This is a genomic window from Pseudomonas sp. 21615526 (assembly GCF_013386245.1).
In the GTDB taxonomy this organism is placed as follows: Bacteria; Pseudomonadota; Gammaproteobacteria; order Pseudomonadales; family Pseudomonadaceae; genus Aquipseudomonas.
The window spans coordinates 119,455-144,346 of sequence record NZ_JACAOM010000063.1; the positions used below are offsets into that span (position 1 = coordinate 119,455).

General features: G+C 61.5%; 21 protein-coding genes. 12 read left to right on the forward strand and 9 right to left on the reverse strand.

The annotated features are described in order from the left end of the window. Window positions 1-17 precede the first annotated feature (17 nt). The gene (locus tag HX786_RS18455) at window positions 18-704 is read right to left on the reverse strand and encodes a spermidine synthase (RefSeq protein WP_063032534.1); all 687 of its coding nucleotides are present in this window, start codon (window positions 702-704) and stop codon (window positions 18-20) included. Window positions 705-782: 78 nt separating this feature from the next. Here HX786_RS18455 and HX786_RS18460 point away from each other — a divergent pair, with 78 nt between their 5' ends. Next, on the forward strand, window positions 783-1,070 hold the full coding sequence (locus HX786_RS18460; protein ID WP_003210679.1) for a hypothetical protein: 288 nt from the start codon (window positions 783-785) through the stop codon (window positions 1,068-1,070). Here the strand turns inward: HX786_RS18460 and HX786_RS18465 are convergent. Further along, entirely contained in the window at window positions 1,067-1,540 is a 474-nt protein-coding gene (locus HX786_RS18465) for a cyclic nucleotide-binding domain-containing protein (protein WP_003210680.1), read from the reverse strand. The two genes, HX786_RS18460 and HX786_RS18465, sit on opposite strands and share 4 nt — an antisense overlap. An 82-nt stretch (window positions 1,541-1,622) precedes the next feature. Further along, window positions 1,623-3,677 carry a S9 family peptidase gene (locus HX786_RS18470; protein ID WP_178912436.1) on the reverse strand — a complete coding sequence of 685 codons (2,055 nt, stop codon included), beginning with the start codon at window positions 3,675-3,677 and terminating at the stop codon, window positions 1,623-1,625. 21 nt (window positions 3,678-3,698) lie between these two features. Between HX786_RS18470 and HX786_RS18475 the strand changes: the two genes are divergently transcribed. From HX786_RS18475 to HX786_RS18485, 3 genes are read left to right on the forward strand one after another with little or no spacing between them, the layout of a single operon-like run. Continuing rightward, on the forward strand, window positions 3,699-4,247 hold the full coding sequence (locus tag HX786_RS18475; protein ID WP_003210682.1) for a hypothetical protein: 549 nt from the start codon (window positions 3,699-3,701) through the stop codon (window positions 4,245-4,247). Window positions 4,248-4,277: 30 nt separating this feature from the next. Beyond that, window positions 4,278-5,054: a class II glutamine amidotransferase gene (locus HX786_RS18480; RefSeq protein ID WP_003210683.1), complete on the forward strand. Its 777-nt coding sequence runs from the start codon at window positions 4,278-4,280 to the stop codon at window positions 5,052-5,054. A gap of 11 nt (window positions 5,055-5,065) precedes the next feature. Continuing rightward, window positions 5,066-5,608, forward strand: coding sequence for a DUF2937 family protein (locus tag HX786_RS18485; RefSeq protein ID WP_178912437.1), 543 nt, complete (start codon window positions 5,066-5,068; stop codon window positions 5,606-5,608). 110 nt (window positions 5,609-5,718) lie between these two features. On the opposite strand, the gene HX786_RS18490 is transcribed toward HX786_RS18485, so the two are convergent. After that, window positions 5,719-6,657 (reverse strand): LysR family transcriptional regulator, encoded by a 939-nt coding sequence (locus tag HX786_RS18490; RefSeq protein ID WP_008437943.1) that lies wholly within the window; start codon window positions 6,655-6,657, stop codon window positions 5,719-5,721. A gap of 176 nt (window positions 6,658-6,833) precedes the next feature. Here HX786_RS18490 and HX786_RS18495 point away from each other — a divergent pair, with 176 nt between their 5' ends. Genes HX786_RS18495 through HX786_RS18505 form a run of 3 tightly spaced genes read left to right on the forward strand, consistent with a single transcriptional unit; the run spans window position 6,834 to window position 9,198 of the window. Then, on the forward strand, window positions 6,834-7,577 hold the full coding sequence (locus tag HX786_RS18495; protein ID WP_178912438.1) for a 5-oxoprolinase subunit PxpA: 744 nt from the start codon (window positions 6,834-6,836) through the stop codon (window positions 7,575-7,577). Then, window positions 7,574-8,278, forward strand: a complete 705-nt coding sequence (gene pxpB / locus HX786_RS18500; RefSeq protein ID WP_178912439.1) for a 5-oxoprolinase subunit PxpB — start codon at window positions 7,574-7,576, stop codon at window positions 8,276-8,278. The genes HX786_RS18495 and pxpB overlap by 4 nt, the downstream gene beginning before the upstream one ends. Continuing rightward, window positions 8,275-9,198 (forward strand): biotin-dependent carboxyltransferase family protein, encoded by a 924-nt coding sequence (locus tag HX786_RS18505; protein WP_008437952.1) that lies wholly within the window; start codon window positions 8,275-8,277, stop codon window positions 9,196-9,198. Before pxpB ends, HX786_RS18505 begins: the two co-directional genes overlap by 4 nt. A gap of 136 nt (window positions 9,199-9,334) precedes the next feature. On the opposite strand, the gene HX786_RS18510 is transcribed toward HX786_RS18505, so the two are convergent. From HX786_RS18510 to HX786_RS18520, 3 genes are all read right to left on the reverse strand, one after another. Continuing rightward, complete coding sequence (locus HX786_RS18510) at window positions 9,335-10,513, reverse strand: VWA domain-containing protein (RefSeq protein WP_003210689.1); 1,179 nt, start codon at window positions 10,511-10,513, stop codon at window positions 9,335-9,337. Window positions 10,514-10,524: 11 nt separating this feature from the next. Further along, complete coding sequence (locus tag HX786_RS18515; protein WP_003210690.1) at window positions 10,525-11,370, reverse strand: MoxR family ATPase; 846 nt, start codon at window positions 11,368-11,370, stop codon at window positions 10,525-10,527. Window positions 11,371-11,512: 142 nt separating this feature from the next. Beyond that, a complete protein-coding gene (locus HX786_RS18520; protein WP_087692565.1) occupies window positions 11,513-12,589 on the reverse strand; it encodes a DUF748 domain-containing protein in 1,077 nt (358 codons plus the stop codon). Window positions 12,590-12,712: 123 nt separating this feature from the next. On the opposite strand from HX786_RS18520, the gene cysK reads away from it, so the two are divergent. From cysK to HX786_RS18535, 3 genes are all read left to right on the forward strand, one after another. Beyond that, complete coding sequence (gene cysK, locus HX786_RS18525; RefSeq protein WP_010176514.1) at window positions 12,713-13,687, forward strand: cysteine synthase A; 975 nt, start codon at window positions 12,713-12,715, stop codon at window positions 13,685-13,687. 186 nt (window positions 13,688-13,873) lie between these two features. Beyond that, window positions 13,874-14,812, forward strand: a complete 939-nt coding sequence (locus HX786_RS18530) for an aspartyl/asparaginyl beta-hydroxylase domain-containing protein (RefSeq protein WP_003210693.1) — start codon at window positions 13,874-13,876, stop codon at window positions 14,810-14,812. 416 nt (window positions 14,813-15,228) lie between these two features. Continuing rightward, complete coding sequence (locus tag HX786_RS18535; RefSeq protein WP_178912440.1) at window positions 15,229-16,089, forward strand: DMT family transporter; 861 nt, start codon at window positions 15,229-15,231, stop codon at window positions 16,087-16,089. A gap of 31 nt (window positions 16,090-16,120) precedes the next feature. Here HX786_RS18535 and HX786_RS18540 read toward each other — a convergent pair whose 3' ends face one another. Next, complete coding sequence (locus tag HX786_RS18540; RefSeq protein WP_003210695.1) at window positions 16,121-17,017, reverse strand: DMT family transporter; 897 nt, start codon at window positions 17,015-17,017, stop codon at window positions 16,121-16,123. A gap of 72 nt (window positions 17,018-17,089) precedes the next feature. Next, window positions 17,090-18,715 carry a methyl-accepting chemotaxis protein gene (locus HX786_RS18545; RefSeq protein ID WP_177040342.1) on the reverse strand — a complete coding sequence of 542 codons (1,626 nt, stop codon included), beginning with the start codon at window positions 18,713-18,715 and terminating at the stop codon, window positions 17,090-17,092. A gap of 411 nt (window positions 18,716-19,126) precedes the next feature. Between HX786_RS18545 and aceK the strand changes: the two genes are divergently transcribed. Continuing rightward, window positions 19,127-20,848, forward strand: coding sequence for a bifunctional isocitrate dehydrogenase kinase/phosphatase (gene aceK / locus HX786_RS18550; RefSeq protein ID WP_178912441.1), 1,722 nt, complete (start codon window positions 19,127-19,129; stop codon window positions 20,846-20,848). A gap of 70 nt (window positions 20,849-20,918) precedes the next feature. After that, window positions 20,919-24,830, forward strand: a complete 3,912-nt coding sequence (hrpA, locus tag HX786_RS18555; RefSeq protein WP_178912442.1) for an ATP-dependent RNA helicase HrpA — start codon at window positions 20,919-20,921, stop codon at window positions 24,828-24,830. The last annotated feature ends 62 nt before the right edge of the window (window positions 24,831-24,892 follow it).

The following is a 24,892-nucleotide window of genomic DNA, read 5'->3' on the forward strand; positions in this document are numbered from 1 at the left end:
ACCCACGCAGTTAATGCTTAGCCCTTGAGCTTTTCAGCAATCCAGATGGTATGCCGCGTGCCCTTGTTGCCATGGGCAAACACTTGCACTTCCTCGGCCTTGAAGCCGGCCTTGCGCAGTTTGTCGCTGAACTGCTTGTCGGCGCTGGCCGACCATACCGCCAGCACGCCCTTGGGCCGTAGCGCCTTGGCGCAGGCGCTTAGGCCACCGGCGGAATACAGCCAGCTGTTGGCTTTTTGCGTCAGGCCTTCGGGGCCGTTGTCGACGTCCAGCATGATCGCGTCAAACCCCTGGGGCTCGGCCTGCAGCACCTTGGCCACGTCTTCCATACGGATCACGGTGCGCGGGTCCAGCAGCGGGCGGCCGGACTTTTCCCCCAGAGGGCCACGATTCCACTCGACCACGCCGGGCACCAGCTCGGCAACCACCACTTCGGCAGTCTTGCCCAAATGCTTGAGCGCTGCCGCCAGGGTGAAGCCCATGCCCAGGCCGCCAATCAACACCCTGGAGCCGGGCCGACCGGCGACTTTGCGGCACGGAATCTCCGCCAGCGCATCCTCGGAACCGTGCATGCGCGTGTTCATCAACTGGCCACCGTCACCGCCCTGAATCTTGATGACAAAGTCCTCACCGTATTCGAACAGGCACAAGGCACCGCCGTTGTCGGGGATCGGAGTGGTGTCCAGCAGAACGAAACGTTTCATGGAAATCTCATTGGGAAGGGCATTCTTGCGCGGTTGGGAGTAGCCTTACGACTTTACGGTCAGGCCATGGAGCCATCGATGAAGTGCAGCATTCTAACGGTCATTGTGTGGAGCGCGCTCGCCCTTGGCGGTGTGGCCCAGGCTCAGGAGTCGCAAACCGTGCCGATTACCCCCGCGCCCACGGCGGGTTCACCGGGTACTGCAACGCCCACGCCTTACCCGCAAGTCACGCCACCGGCGACACCAAAGGCGGCCGGCAGCGGTGAGCCATTGTTGGCGCCGATCGTGCTGCCCGCGCCGCCGAAGGACCAGACGATCCCCGGCTTGCAGCAAAACGACATCAAGCCCAAGACCCCAGGCGGCTAAAACTGCTGGGACAGCAATTGCCCGTCCGCCATGCGCAGGCGCCTGGACAGGGCGATAGCAATCGCACGAATGATCTTGGCCGCGATTTTCGGTGCATCGTTGAGCATCTTTTCCAGGGAATCCTTGCCCAGGTTCAACAGCACGCAATCGCTGGCCGCCACACAGCTGGCGGAGCGGCGCTCGCCGTCCAGCACAGCCATCTCGCCAAAGGTCCGCCCGCTGCGCAAGGTGGCGATAGTCAGGCGCTGGCCTGCATGGTTGGTCTTCTGCACCGCCACCTGGCCTGAGTGAATGATGCACATGAAGGTGCCCGCGTCGCCCTCGAGGAAAATCACCTCATCGCGGGCGATGCTGCTGATGTTGAAATAGCCCGCCGCTACGTGGAAGTCTTCCGGCAGCAACGGGTCGAACAGGCCGCAATCCATCAGCATGTCGCGGATTTCGTTATTGAGTAAGGTCGGTTCTGGCATGAGGCTTACAGTCTTTGTCCATAAATCGTGCAGGGCGCGCCCGGCGGTCAAGTGTTCAGACCGGCCCGCCAGGCGGAGTTCCTTAAATCAGCCCCAGCGCCTTGAAAACAAATGCATATTCGAGTGCTACGTCACGTAATCCCTGGTAACGCCCACTCATGCCGCCGTGGCCGGCGCCCAGCTCGGTCTTGAGCAGCAACAGGTTGTCGTCGGTCCTGGTGTCGCGCAGCTTGGCCACCCACTTCGCCGCTTCCCAATACTGTACGCGGCTGTCGTTGTAGCCGGCGATCACCAGCGTGGCCGGATAGGCCTGGGCGCTGACGTTTTCGTACGGTGCGTACGCCTTGATCCGCTCATACACCTCGGGCTCCTGCGGGTTGCCCCATTCGTCGTACTCGGTGATGGTCAGCGGCAACTCGGGGTCGAGCATGGTGTTGAGCACATCGACGAACGGCACTTCGGCAATCGCCGCCTGGAACAGCTCCGGGCGTTGATTGAGCACCGCGCCGATCAACAGGCCGCCGGCGCTGCCGCCGCTGATGGCCAGTTGCTTGGAGGTGGTCAGGCCCTGGGCGATCAAGTGTTCGGCGCACGCGATAAAGTCGCTGAAGGTGTTTTGCTTGTGCTCCTGCTTGCCGCCGCGATACCAGGCCTCACCCAGTTCGCCGCCGCCGCGTACATGGGCAATGGCGAAGGCCACGCCACGGTCCAGCAGGCTCAGGCGGGCGTGGGAGAACCACGGGTCGAGGCTGTGGCCGTAGGCGCCGTAGCCGTACAGATACAGGGGCGTCGGCTTACCCAACTGATCGCGTCGGACGACAAGACTGATCGGCACCTGAGTGCCATCGGCCGACGTTGCCCACAGGCGTTGGCTGACGTAGTCGTCGGCGTTGAACACGCCCAGCACCGGGGTTTCCTTGAGCACTTGTTGTGCGCCGCCGGCCAGTTCCAGCTGACGAACCTGGGCCGGGCGGTTCAGCGCCTCATAGCGCAGGCGGATCTTGTCGCTGGCAAATTCCAGGCTGTTTTGCACATAGAGGCTGTAGGCCGCGTCCGGTAACTCCACGCGATAAGCGGCTTGCCCCTGTGGGTGCACTTCGATGATCGGCAGGCCGCCGATCCGCAGGCTCAGGGTCATGGCCCGGGCATTGAGGCTTACGCCATCGAGCATTACCGCGTCGTCGTGGGGGATCAGGTTCAGCCAGTCGTCCTGGGTCGGCACACTGCCGGTGTCGGCCGCCTGGAACAGCGCAAAGTTGATGCCGTCACGGTTGCTGCGGATAAACCAGGTCCACTGGTCGTCCAGCTTGCCGTGGTCGACGTCATATTCATGGCCCTCGACCCGTGGCGCCATGCAGGTAAACGCCTGCTGCGGCTTTTCGGCGTCCAGGGCCCAGATCTCGCTGGTGGTCTTGCTGCCCAGGGCCAGCAGCAACTGACGCTCGGAGCTGGAGCGGTAGCAGTGCAGGAAGAAACGTCCGTCAGGCTCGTGGAACACTTCTTCGGCGGCAGTGCCGTCCAGGCGATAGCGATACAGCTTGTGCGGGCGATGGGTGTCGTCCAGCTCGGTGAAGAACAGGGTCAGGCTGTCGTTGGCCCAGGTCATGCTGCCATCGCAGTCTTCAAACTCCAGTTCGCTGACCTTGCCGGTGGCCAATTCCTTCACATAGAGGGTGTAGATCTCTTCGCCGCTGGTATCCAGGCTGTAGGCCAGGCGCTGGTGGTCCGGGCTGATGCTGAAGGCGCCGAGGGAGAAAAAGCCGCCATTGGCCAGTACGTTCGGGTCCAGCAGCAGCTCTTCCGCGCTTTCGTCGACCTGTTGGCTGTCGTCCGCCGGGCGCGGGCAGCGGTAGTGGCGGGCGTATTCGTCGCCGGCGGTGGTGCGGGTGTAATACAGGTACGGGCCCCAGGGCGAGGGCAGGGACAGGTCGGTTTCGAGAATGCGGCCCTTGATCTCCTCGAACAGGGTCTCGCGCCGCGCCTGCTGGTCGGACAATTGTGCTTCTTGCCAGGCATTTTCCGCCTTGAGGTAATCGAGCACCTCGGCGCTGTCACGCGCTTGCAACCAGGCATACGGGTCGGTGCCTGGGGCCTTGCGGGCGATCGGGGCGGCAGTGATGTGGGTCGATGGGGGCATGGATCACTCTCTGTCTGGCGGTTGGCCGACGGCATTGCAGCCTCGGCACTGAAAAGCCGTTATCATAGCGGCCTGTTTGCCTACCTTGCCATGGACACCATGACCGAGAACGACTATCTGATCGCTTGGGGCCTCTACGCCTTCGCAGCCCTGGGTTGCCTGTTGGTGTGGTTTGCCATGACCCGCTGGATGTGGCGCTGGCTGCGCGAGCCACTGCGGTTGCTGGTGGCGGTGCTGCTGTTCAGCCCGACCATCGTCGACCCGGTGAAGACCCAGTTCGCCCCGGCCGTGGCCATCACCGCCCTGGACCTGGTGCTCAAGGTCGGCAACAACGCCTGGCGGGCGATTTCCGATCTGTTCATGTATTGCATGATCGCGTTCGGCGTGTACCTGGTGTTCGTGCTGATCCGCTGGCCCATCGAGCGTGCCGCCAGGGTTCGTCGTGAGCAGAAGGCCGCCGCTGCGGCAGCCGCTGCTGCCGAGCCGGAGGATGACGACGAACCCTTCGCCGATGAGCGTTACGGTCGCCCGGCACCTGTCAGCGGTATGCGGGTCGAACCGCGCCTTTAACGTTGTACGCCCTGTATCGAGAAGCCTGGCATGTGTGAATTATTGGGCATGAGTGCCAACGTACCGACCGATATCGTCTTCAGCTTCACCGGGCTGATGCAGCGCGGCGGACGTACCGGGCCCCACCGCGACGGTTGGGGCATCGCCTTCTACGAGGGCCGTGGCCTGCGGTTGTTCCAGGACCCGGCGGCCAGCAGCGAATCGGAAGTCGCGCTGCTGGTGCAGCGTTATCCCATCAAGAGTGAAGTGGTGATTGGCCATATCCGCCAGGCCAATGTGGGCAAGGTGTGCCTGTCCAATACCCATCCGTTCGTCCGTGAACTGTGGGGCCGCAACTGGTGCTTTGCGCATAACGGTCAACTGGCGGACTTCAACCCCCGCGCCACGTTCTACCGCCCGGTGGGCGATACCGACAGCGAAGCGGCGTTCTGCGATTTGCTCAACCGAGTCCGTGAAGCGTTCCCGGAACCGGTGGACATCGAACAGGTGCTGCCGGACCTGATCGCCGCCTGCAGCGAATACCGCAGCAAGGGCGTGTTCAACTGCCTGCTCAGCGACGGTGACTGGCTGTTCTGCTATTGCTCGACCAAACTGGCACAGATCACCCGGCGTGCGCCATTTGGCCCTGCACGGTTGAAAGATGTCGACGTGATCGTCGATTTTCAGGCCGAAACCACCCCCAATGACGTGGTGACGGTAATTGCCACCGAACCCCTGACCGAAAACGAGACCTGGACCCGCTACGAACCGGGCCAGTGGAGCCTGTGGCGACGCGGCGAATGTGTCAGCCAAGGTAAAACGGAATAAGGACGTCGAATATGTTGCTCAGCTATTTGCGACTGGTGTTGTTTGCCGTGGGTCTGTTGGTCGGTGTGCAGGTGCCGGGGTTTATCAGCGACTACGCCAAGCGCGTCGAAGCCCACTTGATCGAAGCCCAGACCGGCTTGCGCGGCTTCGATGCCACGGCGCAACAGTTCTTCAACGGTGACTTGCAGGCGCTGGTGGCCCATTACCGTGCCAGTGACGACCCGGTGTTTCGCAGCGATGCCAACAGCCTGGGCACCTTGCTCGACCGCCAGGCAGCGCTGGATAAGCAGTTCCAGGCGATGCAGGGCCCGTGGTACATCCGCGCGCTGCAAGTGGCGGTGGCCGCCGACCCGGCGATTCGCCAGGAAACCTGGAACGGCTACAGCTACATGCTGTTGCTGACCCCGGAAGCCATGGGCTGGGGCCTGGGCGGGGCGATGTTTTTGTCGTTCGGCATCGAGTGCCTGTTCCGCCTGATCGACTGGGTGGTGTTGGGCGGCAAGCGCCTGCGCCAGAGCCGACCGATTGAAGAGCGGGACCTCAAGGGGCTTTAAAGGCTGACGCGGTCAAATTGTGGGAGCGGGCTTGCTCGCGAATGCGGTGCGTCAGTGACATATGGGGTGGCTGGCACACCGCATTCGCGCGCAAGCCCGCTCCCACAGTTTTAAATCGGTTCCTTCAGTGGCATGGGTTTGCTCAACACCATCAAGTCCTCGCCCACCTTCTGCGCGTACTGCTGCACCACGCTCTGGCACAGCGCCACAATCTCCTCCACCAACTCCACGCCCACTCGCCACGACACCACCACCTGCAGGTTCGGCGGCCGTTGTTCCATGGGCAGCATGGTCAATTCACCTCGTGCCAGCTCTTCACTGACCAATACGGGCGGGAACGCACCAATCCCGAACCCGTCCCGCAGCAGGCGGGTGATCGCTGACACCGAGTTCACACAGTTCATCCGTGGGGCGGATACGCCGTTAGCCTGCATCAGGCTGAGCACGTCCTGGTGCGGACAGGAGTTTTTCGAGTAGGTGATGATGCGCTCCTGGGCCAGTTCGGCGAGGGACGCGTAGTCGCGGTTGTAGATCGAGTGGCTGGCGACGATCCAGCCCATGGGGTGGCTGGCGAGTTCCAGGCTGCGCAAGGTTTCCTGGCGCAGCAGGTCGGTTTGCAGGATCAGGTCGAGAAAGCCTTTTTGCAACTGATCGCTGAGGTTCAGCGCGGTATCGGCGACCAACTCGATTTCTACCCGCGGAAAGTTGTCCGTCAGTTCTGCCACCAGCGCGCTCAGCCAAGTGTGAATCACCGTGTCCATCACTCCGATGCGGATACGCCCGACCTTGCTGCTGGTGGTTTCCAGGGACTGCTTGAGCCCTTGCATGGTCGCCATCATCTGCTCGGCATAATCGAGCACCTTCAAGCCTTCCGGCGTCAGGCTCACACCTCGGGAATCGCGCAGGAACAGCTTTACCCCCAACTCGCTTTCCAGCACGGCGATGCGGCTGGAGATCGAGGCCTGGGTAGTGAACAGCTTCTCTGCCGTGAGGCGAAAGCTCTTGAGCTTGGCCACCCAGACGAAGGTTTCGAGGAACTTCAAATTCATGGGATCAACTTTTCTTATGCATGGATTGTTTTTTATTAGTTGGACGCAGCGTGCCGCAACCGCCAAAAATCGAGCTGTCTCACGATAAGCGTCGTTGGGGCTCGGGACAACATCGTTGCGAGATCTTGGTAAAAGATCCCACACTACAAAAAAATAAAGCCTACAGGAGCCCTACCGTGAGCCGCCTGCTATTGAACTGCGACATCGGCGAAAGCTTTGGCAACTGGACCTTGGGTCTGGACGCCGAAGTCATGCCGTTCATTGATTGCGCCAACGTAGCCTGCGGTTTCCACGCCGGCGACCCGAGCATCATGCGCAAGACCGTCAGCCTGGCCTTCGAGCATGGCGTGCAGGTGGGCGCGCACCCGGCGTACCAGGACCTGCAGGGTTTCGGCCGCCGATCCATGGCCTACACCCCGCAGGAAATCCAGGACCTGTTGCACTACCAGGTCGGCGCCCTCGACGGTATTTGCCGGGCCCAGGGCGGACGGGTCAGCTACGTCAAACCCCATGGCGCGATGTACAACGACATGATGGCCAAGCCTGCGCAATTGCGAGCGGTGATCCAGGCCGTGGCGGCCTACGACGCCAGCCTGCCATTGATGCTGATGGCCACCCGTGACAACAGCGCCGCCCAGGCCCTGGGTGACGAATATGGCGTGACCCTGTGGTTCGAAGCCTTTGCCGACCGTGCCTACGACAGCGCCGGCCATCTGGTCTCCCGCCAGTTGCCGGGCGCGGTGCATCATGCCCCGGAAAAGATCATCCAGCAGGCCTTGATCATCGCCCGGGGAGAACAGTTGGTCGCCAGTGATGGCAGTCCATTGCACCTGCAAGCCAATACCTTGTGCGTGCATGGTGATAACGCCAGCTCAGTGGCTGCCGTGCAGCGCATCCGCGAGGCGTTGACCCCAGCATGAAGCCACGGATTGAAGTGGTGGCCATCGACTGCCTGATGGTGCGCCTGTTTGAGGTGATCGCCGAAGACAACATGCCCTGGATGCTCGCCGCCACCCGCCGTTTGCGCGAAGGTTTTGGCCCGGCGCTGGTGGACCTGGTGCCGTCCTACACGACCCTGATGGTGCACTACGACCTGCTGGCGCTGGACCCTGGCCAGGCACGGGCGTTGATCGACCAGGCGCTCAAGGAATTGCAGCCCGAACCCAAGGGCAGCGGGCAATGCCATGTGTTGCCGGTCTGGTATGACCTGAGTGTCGGTCCGGAGTTGGCGTTGCTGGCGCAGCGCAGTGGCCTGGCAGTGGAGGAGGTGATTCGCTGTCACAGCCAGCACGAGTACCAGGTATTCGCCTTGGGCTTCGCCCCGGGGTTTGCTTTTATGGGGCTGGTGGATGAACAGCTCGCGACACCGCGGCTCAACACCCCGCGCAAGCGGGTGGCGGCGGGCAGCGTGGGCATCGCCGAGCGGCAGACGGCGGCTTATCCGGTGGTCTCGCCAGGTGGCTGGAACCTGATTGGCCGCACGCCGGCCAAGCTGTTTGACCGTGAACGCGAGGGCTACAGCCTGATGCAGCCGGGGGATACCGTGCGCTACGAAGCGGTCAGCCATCGCGAATTCATCAACCTGGGCGGCGATGACACGCCGTTGGAGGCGCAGGCATGAGCCGCTTGCTGATCGAGGCCAGCACACCGCTGTGCCTGTTGCAGGACGCCGGACGTTTTGGCGTCAGGCATTTGGGCGTGACCCAGGGCGGCGCGCTGGATTGGGTGTCGATGTCGTGGGCCAATTGGTTGCTGGGCAATGCCCTGGATGCGCCGGTGGTGGAAATCACCTTGGGTGGCTTCACCGTGCAGGCCGAGGACTATTGCCTGCTGGCGCTGGCCGGGGCGGACTTGGGCGCGTATGTCGACGAGCGCGCGATCAGCCCGGGGCGCAGCTTTATTCTGCAAAAGGGCCAGCGCTTGCGTTTTACCCAGCCATTCAGCGGTGCGCGGGCTTACCTGGCAGCGCCGGGCGGGTTTGATGCGCCGCAGGTGCTGGGCAGCTGCGCCACGGTGGGCCGTGAAGAACTGGGCGGGCTGGATGGCTTTGGCCGGTCACTGGCCGAAGGTGCGCAATTGACCTATTCGGGCGTGGGCGGTGCGATGCAGGTGTTGTCCGCCGGGCAATTGCCGAAGCTGGATTCCAAGGCGCCACTGGAGGTGATCCTCGGGGCGCAGATCGGTCAGTTTGGCGGGCAGAGTCTGTTTGATGTGTTCAACAGCGAGTGGACCCTCGACAGCCGTGCCGACCGCATGGGCATGCGCTTGCTGGGTACGCCGCTGGAGTATCAGGGGCCGTCGCTGATCTCGGAAGGCATCCCGCTGGGGGCGATCCAGGTGCCGCCGGATGGGCAGCCGATTGTGTTGCTCAATGACCGGCAGACCATTGGCGGCTACCCACGATTGGGCGCGTTGACGCCATTGGCGTTGGCGCGGCTGGCGCAGTGCTTGCCGGGGGAGAAGGTGAGGTTGGCGCCGGTGGTGCAGGAGACGGCGCATCGCCAGCAAGTGGAGTATTTGCAGTACCTTGCCAGAAACTAAAGACCGCCGCAGGACAAAATGTGGGAGCGGGCTTGCTCGCGAAGGCGGTGTATCAGCCAATATATTCGGTGACTGACACTGCGCTTTCGCGCGCAAGACCGCTCCCACATTTGATCGTGGTTGTCTGGGAAACAACTTACTTCGACAAAAAGCGCATCCCTTCCTCAAGCCCGCGCAACGTCAACGGAAACATCTGGTCTTCGATCAAATCCCGGACAATCCCGGTGGACGCCGTATAGCCCCAGGTATCTTTCGGGTACGGATTAATCCAGATCAGCTTCTTGTACTTCTCCATGAACCGCTGCATCCACACATACCCGGGCTCTTCATTCCAGTGCTCGACGCTGCCGCCGGCCTGGGTGATTTCATACGGCGCCATGGCCGCATCGCCGATAAAGATCACTTTGTAGTCGGCACCGTACTTGTGCAGCAAATCCTGGGTCGAGGTGCGTTCCGAGCCCCGGCGCATGTTGTTCTTCCACACCGATTCATAAATGAAATTGTGGAAGTAGAAATACTCCAGGTGCTTGAACTCGGTCTTGCACGCCGAGAACAACTCTTCGCAAGTCTTCACATGGGCATCCATCGAGCCGCCGATGTCGAACAGCAGCAACAGCTTGATGGTGTTGCGCCGCTCCGGGCGCATCTGGATATTCAGCAGCCCGGCATCGCGGGCCGTATGGTCGATGGTGCCGTCAATGTCGAGCTCTTCCGCCGCACCCTGGCGTGCGAACTTGCGCAGGCGGCGCAGGGCGATCTTGATGTTGCGCGTGCCCAGTTCCACCGAATCATCGAGGTTCTTGTACTCGCGCTGGTCCCAGACCTTGACCGCCTTGCCCTGGCGCTTGCCGGCATCCCCCACGCGTATGCCTTCGGGGTTGAAGCCGCCAGAGCCGAAGGGGCTGGTACCGCCGGTGCCGATCCACTTGTTGCCGCCGGCGTGGCGTTCTTTCTGTTCTTCGAGACGTTTCTTGAATTCTTCGATGAGCTTGTCGAGGCCGCCGAGGGACTGGATCTGTGCGCGCTCTTCGTCGGTCAGCGAGCGTTCGAATTCCTTGCGCAGCCAGTCTTCGGGGATCAGCGCCTGCAGGTGATCGTCGAGTTTTTCCAGGCCGTTGAAGTAGGCGCCGAAGGCCCGGTCGAACTTGTCGAAATGCCGTTCGTCCTTCACCAGGATCGCCCGGGCCAGGTAGTAGAACTCGTCCATGTCGGCGAAGGTCACGCGCTGTTTCAGCGCGTTGATCAGGTCCAGCAGCTCACGCACCGACACCGGCACCTTGGCTGCACGCATTTCATTGAACAGGTTGAGCAGCATGGCAATCGCCCTTATCGGTTACCGCGACGGCTCATGAACGCCAGGCGTTCCAGCAACTGCACGTCCTGCTCGTTCTTCACCAGGGCACCGGCCAGGGGCGGGATGGCCTTGGTGGGGTCGCGCTCGCGCAGTACCGCTTCGCCGATGTTGTCGGCCATCAGCAGTTTCAGCCAGTCCACCAGTTCGGAGGTGGACGGTTTTTTCTTCAGGCCCGGTACTTTGCGCACGTCAAAGAATACGTCGAGGGCTTCGCTGACCAGGTCTTTCTTGATGTCCGGGTAGTGCACGTCGACGATCTTTTGCAGAGTGGTGCGGTCCGGGAAGGCGATGTAGTGGAAAAAGCAGCGGCGCAGGAACGCGTCCGGCAGCTCTTTTTCGTTGTTGGAGGTAATGATGATGATCGGGCGCTTCTTGGCCTTGATGGTCTCGTCGATTTCGTAGACGTAGAACTCCATCTTGTCGAGTTCTTGCAGCAGGTCGTTGGGGAACTCGATGTCGGCCTTGTCGATTTCGTCGATCAGCAGGATGACCCGCTCCTCGGACTCGAAGGCTTCCCAGAGCTTGCCCTTTTTCAGGTAGTTGCGTACGTCGTGCACCTTGTCCACGCCCAGCTGCGAGTCCCGCAGGCGGCTCACCGCGTCGTACTCGTACAGGCCCTGGTGCGCCTTGGTGGTGGACTTGATGTGCCAGGTGATCAGCTTGGCGCCAAAGGATTCGGCCAGTTGCTCGGCGAGCATGGTCTTGCCGGTGCCCGGTTCGCCCTTGACCAGCAGTGGCCGCTCCAAGGTGATGGCGGCGTTGACGGCCAGTTTCAGGTCATCGGTGGCAACGTAGGCCTGGGTGCCTTCGAACTTCATCTATCAATCCTCGAACGTGACGCCGAACGGTGCAGGACCGAAGCGGGCGAGTAATCAGCTTGGCCCGACTATACCGCGCAGCCCCGGCGACTGTGAACGCAGACGGGCTATTCAGTCTCTGAATGGGCAGTCACGTTGAAGATCAATCTGTCGAGGGCTTGGGTTGTTCATAGCGGGCGTTGAAGGCCTGGACAAAACCATTGCGCAAAATCTGCAAAAACGCCTGGAACGCGCTGATATCTTGCTGGTGCACGTTGCCGCTGAGCTCCACGCGGGTGGCGAACTGGTTTTTCTGCTGGTTCTTCAGCACGGTTTCGCTGACGCCAACCACCGCCTCCCAGATCGACCGGAAGATGCCCTTGTCCTTGTTCTCGACATCCTGCTGCCAGTTGAACACTTCGACATTGCGCAGCAAAGGCTTGATGTAGCCGGTCAACTGGCCTTTTTCGGCCTGGGCTTCCACCACCAGGTCGCCGGTGCCGGCATTGAAGTCGAACTTGCCGTAGGCCGAGGCGAAGTCATTCATGCGCTTGAGTTCGATATCCCGGGCCCGGAAGCGGAATTCGAAGTTTTCGAAATTGCTCAAGGGGTCGAACGTGGCGGTGGCTTCCAGCGGTGCCTGGCCCAGGAACAGCGCCTTGCCGTCGAAACGTGCGTCGCGCTGGCCTTTGACATCCACCACGTTGGTCAGGTTGTAGAAGCTGGCGTTGACCTGGGTTGCGTACATATTGACCGGCGGTTTCGAACTGAAGTTATGGAACGCGATCTTTCCGTCGTCGATGCGTACCTCGTTGAGGGTGATCGGCAACAGTTTGCTCAGTTGTGCCCGCCAGTCGGTGCCCTGACCGGTCTGGGACGCCTGTTTGTTGGTGCCGCCGTCGACGAAGTTCAGCTCCGGCTTGATGAACTGTGCCTCGGCCACCACTGCGTGGTCGTACCACAGCGAATGCCAGCTGACCGACAGGTCGATCACCGGCGCCTTGACGAACGGTACCGGCACCTTGCCGTCGACCTTGACGATCTGCAAGCCGTTGATCCGATAGGCGCCGCGCCACAGTGCGAGGTCGACATCGGTGACCTGGCCGCGGTAATCGCCCATGTCGGCGAGTTTGTCATTCAGGTAATTGCGCACCAGATAGGGCAGGGCGATATCCAGGACGACCAGCAGTACCACGACCCCGACGAGGGTCCAGAGCGGCCAACTGTAGCGACGTTTCATAGGAAAATTCTCCATCCGTGTAGGCGATTGACTGCTGGCGCCGCCGGACGTTCGCTTGACTGGACGCCTTGCAGCACGAGGCATACCCTTGGGGCCTTCCTGAAATTGCCTTAAGGACCCGTCATGAGCCGCATTTTTGCAGACAACGCGCACTCCATCGGTAACACGCCCCTGGTTCAGATCAACCGTATCGCGCCGCGTGGCGTGACTATCCTGGCCAAGATCGAAGGGCGTAACCCGGGGTATTCGGTGAAGTGCCGGATTGGCGCAAACATGATCTGGGATGCCGAAGGCAGCGGCAAACTCAAGCCGGGCATGACCATTGTCGAGCCGACTTCCGGCAACACCGGGATCGGCCTGGCATTTGTTGCCGCCGCCCGTGGTTACAAGCTGTTGCTGACCATGCCCGCCTCCATGAGCATCGAGCGCCGCAAGGTGCTCAAGGCCCTCGGCGCCGAACTGGTGTTGACCGAGCCGGCCAAGGGCATGAAGGGCGCGATTGAAAAAGCCGGCGAAATCCTTGCCAGCGACCCGGCCAAGTACTTTATGCCGGCCCAGTTCGAAAACCCGGCCAACCCGGCGATCCACGAGAAAACCACCGGTCCGGAAATCTGGAATGACACTGATGGCGCGGTGGACGTGCTGGTAGCGGGCGTGGGCACTGGCGGCACCATCACCGGGGTGTCGCGCTATATCAAGAACATCCAGGGCAAGCCGATCCTGTCGGTGGCGGTCGAGCCGATCAGTTCGCCGGTGATTACCCAGGCGCTGGCCGGTGAAGAGATCAAGCCCAGCCCCCACAAGATCCAGGGTATCGGCGCCGGTTTTGTGCCGAAGAACCTCGACCTGTCGATGGTCGACCGGGTCGAACTGGTCAGCGACGAAGAATCCAAGGCCATGGCGTTGCGCCTGATGCAGGAGGAGGGGATTCTGTGTGGTATCTCCTGCGGCGCGGCGATGGCCGTGGCGGTGCGACTGGCGGAGAAGCCGGAAATGCAGGGCAAGACCATCGTCGTGGTGCTGCCGGACTCCGGTGAACGCTACCTGTCGAGCATGCTGTTCGCCGATTTGTTCACCGATCAGGAAAACCAGGCTTGATTCAAATCAGCGCGATGGCGTGGCCCTTATGCATAATTGGCCCGTTATCGCGCACCGCTAGATGCTGATTGTTGGAGTGCGCGGGTTTTTCCCGAGGCCCGGAGTGTTTATCATGGCCGGCTGCTACGTCTGGTTTCCCCTTAACGGGAGGCTAATGGCCAGACGCCTATTTCCAGGAGTTGCTGCATGACCTTTTCTTTGGCCGCCAAACTGTCGGTGTTGCTGCTGTTTATCGGCAGCACGCTGTATGTGCATTTGCGTGGCAAGGCCCGTTTGCCGATGTTGCGTCAGTTCGTCAACCATTCAGCGCTGTTCGCCCCGTACAACGCCTTGATGTACATCTTCTCCGCCGTGCCGTCCAAGCCGTACCTGGACCGCAGCAAGTTCCCGGAGCTGGACGTGCTCAAGGACAACTGGGAAGTGATTCGCGAAGAGGCCATGCACCTGTTCGACGAGGGCTACATCCGCGCCGCGGAGAAGAACAACGACGCCGGTTTCGGCTCGTTCTTCAAGAAGGGCTGGAAGCGTTTCTACCTCAAGTGGTACGACAAACCGTTGCCGTCGGCTGAACTGCTGTGCCCGAAAACCGTGGCCCTGGTCAGCAGTATTCCCAACGTCAAGGGCGCGATGTTCGCCCTGTTGCCAGGTGGCAGCCACCTCAACCCGCACCGTGACCCGTTTGCCGGTTCGCTGCGTTATCACCTGGGGCTGTCCACGCCGAACTCCGATGACTGCCGTATTTTCGTCGACGGCCAGGTGTACGCCTGGCGCGACGGTGAAGACGTAATGTTCGACGAGACCTACGTGCACTGGGTGAAGAACGAAACCGAGCACACCCGGGTGATCCTGTTCTGCGACATCGAACGCCCGCTGAGCAACCGCCTTATGACCCGCATCAACCGTTGGGTCAGCGCGCAACTGGGGCGCGCCACCGCACCGCAGAACCTGGATGACGAACGCGTTGGCGGGATCAACCAGGCGTATGCCTGGAGCAAGCGCTTCAGCGACAGCTTCAGTGGCGTGGTCAAGCAGTGGAAGCGCAAGCATCCGAAGGCTTATCGCATCCTGCGGCCAGTGCTGGCGGTGGTGGTGCTGACGGCGCTGGGGTATTGGTTGTTTGGTTAAGGCGTTTGCAGGCTCGAAAAAACCGCTCCGATGAGCGGTTTTTTTATGCGCTGGATTTGTGCGGGCGAAGTTATTGCAAAGCATGTCCCCAGCTGGTTATAGTCGGCCGCAGGTGTTTCCAGACACCTTGTTCATCCCTCCATAAAAGATCAGCACATGCCAGCTTCCCTGCGCATAGCGGTAGTCGATTCAGCGGTCAACGCTGCGGTCGTGCCGTGCGGGAGCCAGCAGCCTGCGCAGATCAGTCACTACCCCCCACCTGTCAGTAGCACGCCGGTGTACGCAGTCGTATCACCGCCGGGTGTTGGCATTTCGGGCTGATCAGCTGATGGCTGTTCCCCTGTGCCCGCCTGAAAAAACCTACTGAATTTCAGCTGTTGCTGAGTTGGCTTTTTGCCTGATCACAGGTGGTATCCATGTCTGTTCTTTCGAAACAATCCGTGGCCGCGGCGGCCTCGACGAGCCTGTTTGTCTTGCTGTGGAGCAGCGGGGCGATTTTCTCCAAATGGGGCCTGGCCCACGCTTCACCCTTTGCGTTTCTGCTGATCCGTTTCGCCATCGCCCTGGCGGGGTTGGTGATACTGGTACCGATCCTCAAGCTGAGGTTGCCGCGTCCCGGCAAGCCGATGCTTTACGCGGCGGCTACCGGGCTGGTGCTGTTGGGGGCCTACCAGATTTTCTATCTGCTGGCCCTGGACCTCAAAGTCACGCCCGGCATGATGGCAACCATCATGGGCGTGCAACCGATCCTGACCGTGGTGTTGATGGAGCGCCGGCGCTCCTGGAGCCGGATGTTCGGCCTCGCGCTGGGATTGGCGGGGTTGATCATGGTGGTGTACCAGGGCATCGGGATGTCCGGCATGTCCCTGGCAGGCATGCTTTTTGGCCTGTTGGCCCTGGCCAGCATGACCTTTGGTTCGATCATGCAGAAGCGCATCACCGATAACCCGTTGGGCACGCTGCCTGTGCAATACCTGGCCGGCTTGCTGTTGTGCTCGGTGTTTGTGCCGTTCCAGCCGTTCCACTTTGAACACAACACCGGCTTTTTCGTGCCGGTGCTGTGGATGGGGCTGGTGGTGTCGTTGCTGGCGACGCTGTTGCTGTACCGGCTGATTGCCCGGGGCAACCTGGTGAATGTCACCAGCTTGTTCTACCTGGTGCCCGCGGTGACGGCGGTGATGGACTACCTGATCTTCGGCAACAAGCTGGCAATGTTGAGCTTGCTGGGGATGGGCTTGATCATCGTCGGATTGGCTTTTGTGTTCCGTAAGGGCTGATAAAACCAACGCTGTAGGAGCCAAAAAGCTCCTACAGCTTGCGGGCCAATTTCCCCGGCCGAAGCACCAGCCACAACGCCCCCGCAATCAACAACCCGCCATACAGATGCGCCATGGACAACGGCTCATCCAGCAGCAACGCGCCCCACAACACCCCGAATGGCGGAATCATGAAGGTCACGGTCATCGACTTCACCGGGCCGATGGACGTCAGCAAGCGGAAGTACAGGATGTAGGCAAACGCCGTGCATACCAGCCCCAACCCCAGCAGCGACAACCATACAGGCCAGCCACCCCAGCTGACCGGTGGATGGCTGATGGCACTCCAGGCAAACAGCGGCAGCAGGAACAGCGTGGCCCCGAGCATGCTGCCCAGGGCCGCCAGGCGACTGTCCAGCCCGCCCTGTTGATCGAGCCAGCGGCGTGCCAAAAAGCCGGCAAAGCCATAGCAGGTGGTCGCCAACAGGCATGCCAGCGCACCCATCAACAATTCCATGTCGAAGGCCACCGGCCCGGCGCGGGTCAGGATGCCAACGCCGAACAGGCCCAGGCATACCCCGGCGATTTTCGACGGCGTGAGGCGCTCACTGAAAAACAACCCGCCAATCAGCACGCCCATCAGTGGCGTCGTGGCATTGAAGATCGCCGAGTAACCGGCCGGCAGCACTTGGGCCGCCACTGAATACATGGTCGCGGGAATGCCCGAGTTGATCACCCCGAGCAACAGGACCGTCTTGAACTTGCCCTGGAAATCCCAACTCACCCGCATCATGGCGAGGATCACCAGCAGGCCGGTGGCGGCAATCGACACCCGGAAAAACGCGGTAGGAAGGGTGCCGATTTCCGGCGCGATAATTCGCATGAACAAAAAACTCGCGCCCCAGATAGCGGCCAGCACCAACAGGTGCAGGGTGTCGACAGGTCTCACGGAGGAACTCCAGTTTGATAAGGGCGGAAGTGTTGCCCACCGACCTGTCTGACACAATCGCTAATACATGTTTTACAGCACGAAACGCGTCACCAAGCCATTGAGGTCCACCGCCAGCCGCGACAGTTCCTGGCTGGCCGCCGAGGTCTGGGTGGCACCGGCGGCGGTTTGCGTCGACAGGTCCCGGATGTTCACCAGGCTGCGGTCCACCTCACGGGCCACCAACGCTTGCTGCTCGGCGGCGCTGGCGATCACCAGGTTGCGCTGGCTGATCTGCGAGATCGCCGCCGTGATTTTCTCCAGTGCACTGCCGGCGCTGTTGGCCCGCTGCAAGGTCTGGCCGGCGTGTTCGGCGCTGCTGTTCAGGGCGCCGACGGTGTCCTGGGTACCTTGCTGGATACCGTTGATCATCTGCTCGATTTCTTCGGTGGAGTCCTGGGTGCGTTGTGCCAGGGAGCGCACTTCGTCAGCCACCACGGCAAAACCACGACCGGCCTCGCCCGCGCGTGCCGCCTCAATCGCCGCGTTGAGTGCCAGCAGGTTGGTTTGCCCGGCAATCCCGCGAATCACTTCAAGCACCTTGCTGATGTCCTGGGCCTGCGCCGCCAGGCCCTCGGCCTTGGTCGAGGCACCGAGGACTTCGTCCACCAGGTTCTGGATCGAGCTGATGGTTTCGCTGATCTGGTAGTGACCGTGCTTGCTGTCTTCGTCGGAGGCCTTGGAGGCTTCGGCGCTGGACACCGCATTGCCCGCCACTTCATCGACTGCCGCGCTCATCTGCGTCACGGCGGTGGCAGCCTGTTCGATCTCGTCGTTCTGCGCTTGCAGGCCGCGGGTGCTCTGCTCCATTACCGAACTCATCTCCTCCGCCGCCGAGGCCAACTGCTGCGACGATTCGCTGATGCCACGGATGGTTTCCTGCAGGTTGGCCTGCATGGTGGCCAGCGCGGTGAGCAGTTGCGCCGGCTCATCCTTGCCCTCCACGACGATCGGCCGGCTCAGATCGCCGGAGGCGATGGTGCGGGCCACTGTCAGTGCCTGACCAATGGGCGCGGTGATGCTGCGGGTCAGCAGCCAGGCCAGCAGCAAAGTTGCCATCAGGGCGGTGACGATGATGGTGCCGACCACCCATTGGGCGCTGGTGTACATCTGCGCCGCCGATGTTGCGGCGTCTTCCACACCTTTTTGGTTGAAGGTGATCATGTCTTCCAGGCTTTTGTTGAGGACCATGCCTTGGGGGGCGAGGCGGCTGTTGAGCAGGTCCATGGCGTTTTGCTGCTGGTCCTGGTCGACCAGTTGAATCATCTGGCCGACGATCGTCATATAGCTCGCAACGTTGGCTTTCAACTGTTTGAGCAGGTCGCGTTCCTGCTCGTTGCTCAGCAGGGTTTCGTGACGGTTCAGCAGTTCTTCAAGGTCGCCACGCTGGCGGGTGATCAGGTTTTTGCTGTTGTCACGCACCCGGGACTCATCGGTGGTGAGCAAGCGCAACGCTTCCAGACGGATGCTGGCGACGTAGGCGGCGCTGTCGTGAATGTTTTCAATACTCGGCATCCACGCCTCTTCGATGATCAGTGCGCTTTCCCGCAGCTTGGCCATCTGGCCTAAACCAAACAGGCCGACCACGATCAACAGGCTGGCCAAAACCCCAAAACTCAGACTGGCGCGCAGGCCGATCCCCATATTCCTCAATGACATCTCAATGCTCCTTTGGCGGTTAGAACCTGTTCCCGGATCGGTCTTCTGACCTTGTTAGGTGGGAGAGGGCGCGCTATATAGCAAAGTGCCACTAGCTAGGGTAGTCAGGGTTTCCCTTACGTTGGATCCAATGGTCGAGAAGCCAGCAGTACCGGGGCAGTAGAGCAAAGACTCTTATTTACCCCGGCTCGCACAGGCAGGCCACGTCACACAAGGCCTGTAGATGAACCGTTTAATGCGGGGAGGGTGACGCGCGGGTTTTTTGTTGACCAGTTAGTCGAATTAAATAAAGAGTAAATAAATGTACGAAATGAACAATCTTGTACAAGTCTGAATGAAAAATGATCCTTCTCCTGTTCCCGCACACTGGCTAAGCTCAGCTCACTCCAAATGCCCGCAGAGGTTTCCCGAATGCCGCAGCCAACGCCCGCCCTCGACATTGCGCAGATGATCCTCGACGGCTTCGACGACTACCGCGAGCACTTCCGCCAGATCACCGACGGCGCCCGGGAGCGTTTTGAAAAGGCGCAGTGGCAGCAAGGGCAGGCGGCATCGGCTGCGCGCATCAATCTTTACGAAGAGAAGGTCAGCGAAGTCACGGCGCGGCTGCGGGCAGCTTTCGATGAAGCCATGTTGCTCGACATTGCCGCCTGGCCGCTGGTGAAAAGTGCCTACATCAGCCTGATCGACCTGCGGTTTGACGATGAGCTGTCCGAGACCTGGTACAACTCGACGTTTTGCGGCCTGTTCAGCCATGACCTGATCAGCGATGGCTGCATGTTCATCCACACCACCCGGCCCAGCCTGCGCCGCGCCCGGGCGGCGCAAACCCGCACCTACAAGCCGGGCGGCAAGCTGGCGGGCATGCTGGAGCAGATTTTCGCCGACTACCGTTTCAGCGAACCCTACGCCGACTTGCCCGCCGACCTGCGCCGCCTGGAGGCGCAATTGCGCGAAAACCTGCCGGACTGGGTGTGCAAGGACCCGGACCTCAACGTCGAACTATTCTCCTCGGTGCTGTACCGCAACAAAGGCGCGTACCTCGTCGGGCGCATCTACACCCGCGACGAACAGTGGCCGCTGGTGATCCCGCTGCTGCATCGGGAAGGGCGCGGCATCCAGATCGACGCGCTGATCACCGACGAGGCCGATGTGTCGATCATCTTCTCGTTCACCCGCTCCTATTTCATGGTGGACGTGCCGGTGCCGGCGGAGTTTATCGGCTTCCTCAAGCGCATCCTGCCGGGCAAGCACATCGCCGAGTTGTACACCTCCATCGGCTTCTACAAACACGGCAAATCCGAATTCTACCGGGCGCTGATCAACCACCTTGCCACCACCGATGACCAGTTCATCATGGCGCCGGGCGTGCGCGGCATGGTCATGAGCGTGTTTACCCTGCCGGGCTTCAATACCGTGTTCAAGATCATCAAGGACCGGTTTTCACCGTCGAAAAACGTCAACCGCGCCACCGTGATCGAGAAGTACCGGTTGGTGAAAAGTGTCGACCGGGTAGGGCGCATGGCCGACACCCAGGAGTTCGCCGACTTCCGTTTTCCGTTGAGCAAATTCGAGCCTGAATGCCTGGCCGAACTGCTGGAAGTCGCCGCCGGTACCGTCGAAGTCGAAGGCGATACGGTACTGATCCGCCACTGCTGGACCGAGCGGCGCATGACCCCGCTGAACCTCTACCTGGAAAACGCCAACGAAGCCCAGGTGCGCGAAGCCCTGGAAGACTACGGCCTGGCGATCAAGCAACTGGCGGCGGCGAATATTTTCCCGGGCGACATGCTGCTGAAGAATTTTGGCGTCACCCGCCACGGTCGCGTGGTGTTCTATGACTATGACGAAATCTGTTTCCTGACCGAGGCCAACTTCCGCCACATCCCGGCGCCGCGTACCCCGGAAGATGAAATGGCCTCCGAGCCCTGGTATTCCATCGGTCCGCTGGACGTGTTCCCCGAGGAGTTCCCGCCATTCCTGTTTGCTGATTCCGACCAGCGCCGCCTGTTCGACGAACTGCACGGCGAGTTGTACAACGCCGACTACTGGAAAGGCCTGCAAGAGGCGATTCGCGCCGGCAAGGTAATCGATGTGTTTCCTTACCGGCGCAAGGGCCTGGACAATGAATGAGGGGAGCGCGCGGCGGCGCTTTTCTGCGACAATCCGCCCCCTGCCTACATAGACGACCTTTGCGTACCTGATGACTGACCAAGCGCCCGCTATCGACCAACTGCTGAAAAACCTCGATCACGCCATGCTCGCCGACCGCCACCGCTTGCGGCGGCAGCTGCTTGAGCTGCGCAAGAAACCCGATGAGGAAAAACTTGCGCAGTGGGTGACGCGGATGCAGGCCTCCTGCGCTCAGGTGACGGCGCGGCGCGCCAGCCTTCCGGTGATTCGCTATGACGACAGCCTGCCGATCGCCGCCAAGCGTGACGAGATCAAGGAAGCGTTGCTCAAGCATCAGGTGCTGATCATTGCCGGTGAGACCGGTTCGGGTAAAACCACCCAGTTGCCGAAAATCTGCCTGGAAATCGGCCGCGGCCAATACGGCCTGATCGGCCACACCCAGCCGCGGCGGATTGCGGCGCGCAGCGTGGCGAGCCGGGTCGCGGAAGAGTTGGCAACGCCGCTGGGTTCCCTGGTGGGTTATCAGGTGCGGTTTGAAGACCAGAGTGATTCCAACACCCTGATCAAGCTGATGACCGACGGCATCCTGCTGGCCGAAACCCAGAACGACCGCTATCTCGAACGCTACGACACGATCATCGTCGACGAAGCCCACGAACGCAGCCTGAACATCGACTTCCTGCTGGGTTATCTGAAAACCCTGCTGCCGCGTCGCCCGGATCTCAAGGTCATCATCACCTCGGCCACCATCGACCTGGAGCGCTTTTCCAAGCACTTCGACGATGCGCCGATTGTCGAGGTGTCGGGCCGCACCTTCCCGGTGGAAACCTGGTACCGCCCGCTGACCCTGGAGCAGGACGAGGAGGGCAACCGCGTCGAGGACGACCTGACCGTCGACCAGGCGATTCTCGCCACTCTCGATGAGATCGCCGCCTTCGAGCGCAGCGAGCGCAAGAGCCCCGGCGATGTGCTGGTGTTCCTGCCCGGCGAGCGCGAGATTCGCGACGCTGCCGACATGCTGCGCAAGGCCCAGCTCAAGCACACTGAAATCCTGCCGCTGTATGCGCGCCTGTCTCCGGCGGAGCAGCAGCGGATCTTCCAGTCGCACCCAGGCCGGCGTGTGGTGCTGGCGACCAACGTCGCGGAAACCTCGCTGACCGTGCCAGGCATTCGTTATGTGATCGACAGTGGCACCGCGCGCATCAGCCGCTACAGCTACCGGGCCAAGGTGCAGCGACTGCCGATCGAGGCGATTTCCCAGGCCAGTGCCAACCAGCGTAAAGGCCGGTGCGGGCGGGTCGAACCCGGTATCTGCGTGCGCTTGTACAGCGAAGAGGATTTTATCGGGCGCCCGGAATTTACCGACCCCGAGATTCTTCGCACAAACCTCGCGGCCGTAATCCTGCAGATGCTGCACCTGCGCCTGGGCGAGATCACCGATTTCCCGTTTATCGAGCCGCCGGACGGCAAGGCCATCAGCGACGGTTTCAACCTGCTGCAAGAGTTGTCCGCCGTTGACCGCAACAGCCAGCTGACACCGATGGGCCGCCAGTTGGCGCGTCTGCCGGTGGACCCACGCATGGGCCGCATGTTGCTGGAGGCAGCCAAGCTTGGCAGCCTGCAGGAAGTGCTGATCGTCGCCAGCGCCATGTCGATCCAGGACCCGCGCGAGCGTCCGCCGGAGCGCCAGCAAGCCGCCGACCAGGCTCACGCACAATGGAAGGACGCGGATTCGGACTTCGCCGGGTTGGTGAACCTGTGGCGTGGTTTTGAAGAGCAGCGCCAGGAATTGACCGCCAGCCCGCTGCGCAATTGGTGCCGCAAGAATTTCCTGAACTACCTGCGCTTGCGGGAGTGGCGTGACTCCCACCGCCAGTTGAGCCTGATCTGTCGCGACATGCAGTTGACCGTCAACAAAGAACCGGCGGACTTCCCCAAACTGCACAAGGCGGTGCTGTCCGGCCTGCTCAGCCAGATTGGCCAGAAGACCGAAGAGGGCGATTACCTCGGCGCGCGTCAGCGGCGTTTCTGGATTCACCCGTCGTCGGGTATTGGCAAGAAGCGTCCGCAATGGCTGATGACCGCCGAGCTGGTGGAAACCACCAAGCTGTACGCGCGGATGGTGGCCAAGATCGACGCCGACTGGATCGAGCCGTTGGCCGGGCACCTGATCAAGAAAAACCACTTCGAGCCCCATTGGGAAAAGAAGCGCGGCCAGGTGGTGGCGTTTGAGCAGATCACCCTGTTCGGGTTGATCATCGTCGGGCGCCGGCCGGTGCATTACGGGCCGATTGATCCGGTGACGTCCCGCGAGCTGTTTATCCGCGAAGGCCTGGTGCGCGGCGAGATCCAGTCCCGAGCGCGCTGCCTGACGGCCAACCAGCAATTGCTGGAGCAGCTCGACGAACTGGAAGCCAAGGCCCGCCGGCGCGACATCCTGGCGGACGAAGAAACCCTGTACGCCTTCTACGACGCGCGCCTGCCGGCGGAGATTCACCAGACCGCGACCTTCGACAGTTGGTACAAGGTCAACAGCCAGAAAGACCCGCAGCTGTTGATCATGCGCGAAGAAGACGTACTGGCCCGCGAGGCCAGCGAAGTCACCGCCGCCCATTACCCCGACACCTTGCACCTGGGCGACCTGGCGCTGGCCTTGAGTTATCACTTCGAACCCAACCATCCACGGGACGGTGTGACCCTGCGCGTACCGGCGCCGTTGTTGCCGGCCTTGCCGCCCGAGCGCCTGGAATGGCTGGTGCCGGGTGTGATCGAGGCCAAGTGCATTGCCCTGGTGCGCAACTTGCCCAAGGCCCTGCGCAAGAACTTCGTGCCGGTGCCGGATTTCGTCAAGGCGGCGTTGCAACGTATCGAGTTTGGCCAAGGCTCGTTGCCTCAGGCCTTGGGGCGCGAGTTGCTGCGCATGACCGGGGCACGGGTCAGCGATGAAGCCTGGGCCGAGGCTGCGCAGCAGGTGGAGAGCCACCTGAAGATGAACCTGGAAGTGGTCGACGGCCAGGGCAAGTTCCTCGGTGAAGGCCGCGACCTGGCCGAGTTGACCGCGCGTTTCGCCGAGGCCAGCCAAGCTGCGTTGGCGGTGCCGCAGACTGCGAAGAGCCAGCAGCCGGTGGAGGCCAAGGTGTTCGCGGCGGTGGCCGAGAAAACCCAGCAAAACATCGCCGGGCTTTCGATGACGGTGTATCCGGCCTTGGTCGAAGAAAACGGCACGGTCAAGGAAGGGCGTTTCTCTACCGCTGCCGAGGCTGAGTTCCAGCACCGTCGAGCCTTGCAGCGCCTGCTGCTGCAACAACTGGCCGAGCCGGCAAAGTTCCTGCGGGGCAAATTGCCGGGCCTGACCGAGTTGGGGTTGATGTACCGCGAGCTGGGGCGTATCGAAGCCCTGGTGGAAGACATTCTGTTGGCCAGCCTCGACAGTTGCGTGCTGGAAGGCGAAGCCAGCCTGCCGCGGGACGGCGCCGGCCTGGCCGCCCTGGCCGAGCGCAAGCGTGGCAGTTGGACCGAGCACGCCGAGCGCCAGGCGCGCCTGACCCTCGAAATTTTGAAATTGTGGCATGGCCTGCAAAAACGCTTCAAGGGCAGGATTGACCTGGCCCAGGCGGTGGCGCTGAATGATATCAAGCAGCAACTGAGCAATCTGGTGTACCCCGGTTTCGTACGGGAAACCCCGGCGCAATGGTTCAAGGAACTGCCGCGCTTCCTCAAGGCCATCGAGCTGCGCCTGGAGAAATTGCCAAGCCAGGTGCAGAAGGACCGGGTCTGGAGTACCGAGTTGGGCGGCTTGTGGAGCCAGTATCAGAACCGCCTGAACAAACACGCCCAGGAAGGCAAGCGCGACCCTCAGCTGGAGCTGTATCGCTGGTGGCTGGAGGAATACCGGGTTTCGCTGTTTGCCCAGCAGTTGGGCACCAAGGTACCGATTTCCGACAAGCGCCTGAGCAAGCAATGGAGCCTGGTCGAAGCGTGACCGACGTGCGGCAAGCAACTGTGGCGAGCGAGCTTGCTCGCTCGCCACAGGGAAGGTGTTTG

What these genes read in the sequence shown, in the direction of transcription:
- HX786_RS18520 (WP_087692565.1), bottom strand. Translation starts at nt 12,589, where the DNA reads ATGAAACGTCGCTACAGTTGGCCGCTCTGGACCCTCGTCGGGGTCGTG.
- HX786_RS18510 (WP_003210689.1), bottom strand. Translation starts at nt 10,513, where the DNA reads ATGCTGCTCAACCTGTTCAATGAAATGCGTGCAGCCAAGGTGCCGGTG.
- hrpA (WP_178912442.1), top strand. Translation starts at nt 20,919, where the DNA reads ATGACTGACCAAGCGCCCGCTATCGACCAACTGCTGAAAAACCTCGAT.
- HX786_RS18545 (WP_177040342.1), bottom strand. Translation starts at nt 18,715, where the DNA reads ATGTCATTGAGGAATATGGGGATCGGCCTGCGCGCCAGTCTGAGTTTT.
- HX786_RS18530 (WP_003210693.1), top strand. Translation starts at nt 13,874, where the DNA reads ATGACCTTTTCTTTGGCCGCCAAACTGTCGGTGTTGCTGCTGTTTATC.
- HX786_RS18460 (WP_003210679.1), top strand. Translation starts at nt 783, where the DNA reads ATGAAGTGCAGCATTCTAACGGTCATTGTGTGGAGCGCGCTCGCCCTT.
- HX786_RS18490 (WP_008437943.1), bottom strand. Translation starts at nt 6,657, where the DNA reads ATGAATTTGAAGTTCCTCGAAACCTTCGTCTGGGTGGCCAAGCTCAAG.
- HX786_RS18465 (WP_003210680.1), bottom strand. Translation starts at nt 1,540, where the DNA reads ATGCCAGAACCGACCTTACTCAATAACGAAATCCGCGACATGCTGATG.
- cysK (WP_010176514.1), top strand. Translation starts at nt 12,713, where the DNA reads ATGAGCCGCATTTTTGCAGACAACGCGCACTCCATCGGTAACACGCCC.
- aceK (WP_178912441.1), top strand. Translation starts at nt 19,127, where the DNA reads ATGCCGCAGCCAACGCCCGCCCTCGACATTGCGCAGATGATCCTCGAC.
- HX786_RS18455 (WP_063032534.1), bottom strand. Translation starts at nt 704, where the DNA reads ATGAAACGTTTCGTTCTGCTGGACACCACTCCGATCCCCGACAACGGC.
- HX786_RS18505 (WP_008437952.1), top strand. Translation starts at nt 8,275, where the DNA reads ATGAGCCGCTTGCTGATCGAGGCCAGCACACCGCTGTGCCTGTTGCAG.
- HX786_RS18480 (WP_003210683.1), top strand. Translation starts at nt 4,278, where the DNA reads ATGTGTGAATTATTGGGCATGAGTGCCAACGTACCGACCGATATCGTC.
- HX786_RS18535 (WP_178912440.1), top strand. Translation starts at nt 15,229, where the DNA reads ATGTCTGTTCTTTCGAAACAATCCGTGGCCGCGGCGGCCTCGACGAGC.
- HX786_RS18485 (WP_178912437.1), top strand. Translation starts at nt 5,066, where the DNA reads ATGTTGCTCAGCTATTTGCGACTGGTGTTGTTTGCCGTGGGTCTGTTG.
- pxpB (WP_178912439.1), top strand. Translation starts at nt 7,574, where the DNA reads ATGAAGCCACGGATTGAAGTGGTGGCCATCGACTGCCTGATGGTGCGC.
- HX786_RS18515 (WP_003210690.1), bottom strand. Translation starts at nt 11,370, where the DNA reads ATGAAGTTCGAAGGCACCCAGGCCTACGTTGCCACCGATGACCTGAAA.
- HX786_RS18470 (WP_178912436.1), bottom strand. Translation starts at nt 3,677, where the DNA reads ATGCCCCCATCGACCCACATCACTGCCGCCCCGATCGCCCGCAAGGCC.